The 3,366-nt window shown below is 62.3% G+C and carries 1 protein-coding gene; it reads right to left on the reverse strand.

What is annotated here, in order from left to right:
- On the reverse strand, positions 1 to 3,366 hold a 3,366-nt coding region (locus AC1RAD_RS31410), incomplete at both ends, for a beta strand repeat-containing protein (RefSeq protein ID WP_492739013.1).

The following is a 3,366-nucleotide window of genomic DNA, read 5'->3' on the forward strand; positions in this document are numbered from 1 at the left end:
GACGTCGAAGTCGAGAGACTGCTGAAGTTGCTGTTCGTGGTGCTCAGGCCGGTCGACAGGCTCGAGATACCACTGGTCGCCGTGCTCAGACCAGACGACGTAGACGTCGAGAGGCTGCTGACGTTGCTGTTCGTGGTGCTCAAACCGGTCGACAAGCTATCGATGCGACTCGTAGCCGTGCTCAAACCCGAGGACGTCGAGGTCGACAAGCTGCTGACGTTGCTGTTGGTCGTGCTCAGCCCAGTCGACAGGCTGTCGATGCTGCTTGTCGCAGTGCTCAAGCCAGACGACGTGGAGGTCGACAAGCTGCTCACGTTGCTGTTCGTCGTGCTCAGGCCGGTGGACAGGCTGGAGATGCCGCTGGTGGCGGTGCTCAGGCCAGACGACGTGGACGTCGACAGGCTGCTGACGTTGCTGTTGGTCGTGCTCAGGCCGGTCGACAGGCTGGAGATGCCGCTGGTGGCAGTGCTCAAACCCGACGACGTCGAGGTCGAGAGGCTGCTGACACTGCTGTTGGTCGTGCTCAATCCGGTCGACAGGCTGTCGATGCTGCTCGTCGCAGTGCTCAAGCCGGACGACGTGGAGGTCGAAAGACTGCTGACATTGCTGTTCGTCGTGCTCAGAGCCGTCGACAGGCTCGAAATGCCGCTGGTCGCCGTGCTCAAACCACTCGACGTCGAGGTCGAAAGGCTGTCCAGGTTGCTGTTCGTGGTGCTCAGGCCGCTCGACGTGGAAGTCGAGAGGCTGTCGATACGGCTGTTGGCCGTGCTCAGACCCGACGATGTCGAAGTCGACAGGCTGCTCACGTTGCTGTTCGTCGTGCTCAGGCCCGTGGACAGGCTGGAGATACCGCTGGTCGCCGTGCTCAAACCGGTCGACAAACTATCGATGCGGCTCGTAGCCGTGCTCAAACCCGAGGACGTCGAGGTCGACAAGCTGCCGACATTGCTGTTCGTCGTGCTCAGGCCAGTGGACAGGCTGGAAATGCCACTGGTCGCCGTGCTGAGCCCCGTCGACAGGCTATCGATGCCACTCGCAGCCGTGCTCAGCCCGGTCGACGTGGATGTCGACAGGCTGCTCACGTTGCTATTCGTGGTGCTCAGGCCAGTCGACAGACTGGAGATACCGCTGGTTGCGGTGCTCAAGCCGGTCGAGAGGCTATTGATGCTGCTCGTGGCCGTGCTCAGGCCCGACGACGTAGACGTCGACAAGCTGCTCACGTTGCTGTTGGTCGTGCTCAGACCCGTCGAGAGGCTCTCAATGCCGCTCGTGGCCGTGCTCAGCCCACTCGACGTCGAGGTCGAAAGACTGCTGACATTGCTGTTCGTGGTGCTCAAGCCGGTGGACAGGCTCGAGATGCCGCTGGTCGCAGTGCTCAGGCCGGACGACGTCGAGGTCGACAGGCTGCTGACGTTGCTGTTGGTCGTGCTCAGGCCAGTCGACAGGCTGTCGATGCTGCTCGTCGCAGTGCTCAAGCCGGACGACGTGGAGGTCGACAGGCTGCTCACATTGCTGTTCGTGGTGCTCAGGCCCGTAGACAGGCTCGAGATACCGCTGGTGGCCGTGCTCAAGCCACTCGACGTGGACGTCGACAGGCTGTCCAGGTTGCTGTTCGTGGAGCTGAGGCCAGTGGACAAGCTGGAGATACCGCTGGTCGCAGTACTCAAACCAGACGACGTCGAGGTCGAAAGGCTGCCAATGCTGCTCGTCGCCGTGCTCAAGCCAGACGACGTCGAAGTCGACAGGCTCGAAATACCACTGGTTGCCGTGCTCAAGCCGCTCGAGGTGGATGTCGACAAGCTGTCCAGGTTGCTATTGGTGGTGCTCAGGCCGGTGGACAGGCTGGCGATGCCGCTGGTCGCCGTGCTCAGCCCTGACGACGTGGACGTCGACAGGCTGCTCACATTGCTGTTGGTCGTGCTCAGACCGGTCGACAGGCTGTTGATGCCACTGGTGGCAGTGCTCAAACCGGACGACGTCGAAGTCGAAAGACTGTCGATGCTGCTCGTGGCCGTGCTCAGACCGGACGAGGTCGAGGTCGACAAGCTGCTGACGTTGCTGTTCGTCGTGCTCAGCCCCGTGGACAGGCTCGAGATACCGCTGGTGGCCGTGCTCAGACCCGACGATGTGGACGTGGAGAGGCTGTCGATGCTGCTCGTCGCGGTGCTCAGGCCAGACGACGTCGAGGTCGACAAGCTGCTGACGTTGCTGTTGGTCGTGCTCAAGCCAGTGGACAGGCTGGAGATGCCGCTGGTGGCAGTGCTCAGACCCGACGAGGTCGAAGTCGACAGACTGTCGATGCTGCTCGTCGCCGTGCTCAAGCCAGACGATGTCGACGTCGACAGGCTGCTGACGTTGCTGTTCGTCGTGCTCAGGCCGGTAGACAGGCTATCGATGCCACTGGTCGCCGTACTCAAGCCCGACGACGTGGACGTCGACAGGCTGTCGATACGGCTGTTCGTCGTGCTCAAGCCAGACGAAGTCGAGGTCGACAAGCTGCCGACGTTGCTGTTCGTGGTGCTCAGACCCGTGGACAGGCTGGAGATACCGCTGGTGGCCGTGCTCAAGCCGCTCGACGTGGACGTCGACAAGCTGTCCAGGTTGCTGTTGGTGGTGCTCAGGCCGGTGGACAGGCTCGAGAAGCCACTGGTCGCCGTGCTCAAGCCCGTCGACAGGCTGTCGATGCTGCTCGTGGCCGTGCTCAGGCCGGACGATGTAGACGTCGACAAGCTGCTAATGCTGCTGTTCGCCGTGCTCAAACCCGACGACGTGGAGGTCGAGAGGCTGCCGACGTTGCTGTTCGTCGTGCTCAACCCAGTGGACAGGCTGGAGATGCCGCTGGTGGCGGTGCTCAGACCCGACGAGGTCGAGGTCGAGAGGCTGCTGACGTTGCTGTTCGTCGTGCTCAGGCCGGTCGACAGGCTGGAGATACCACTGGTCGCGGTGCTCAAACCAGAGGACGTAGACGTCGAAAGGCTGTCGATGCTGCTCGTCGCCGTGCTCAGACCGGACGACGTCGAGGTCGACAGGCTGCTCACATTGCTGTTCGTCGTGCTCAAGCCAGTCGACAGGCTGGAGATACCGCTGGTGGCAGTGCTCAAACCAGACGACGTGGACGTCGATAGGCTGTCGATGTTGCTCGTCGCCGTGCTCAGGCCGCTCGACGTGGAGGTCGACAGGCTGCTGACGTTGCTGTTGGTCGTGCTCAAGCCAGTGGACAGGCTAGAGATGCCGCTGGTCGCAGTGCTCAGACCCGAGGACGTAGACGTCGAGAGGCTGTCGATGCTGCTCGTCGCCGTGCTCAGGCCGCTCGACGTGGAGGTCGACAGGCTGCTGACGTTGCTGTTGGTCGTGCTCAAGCCAGTA

It is taken from the genome of Variovorax sp. GW823-FHT04B03, from assembly GCF_058796495.1.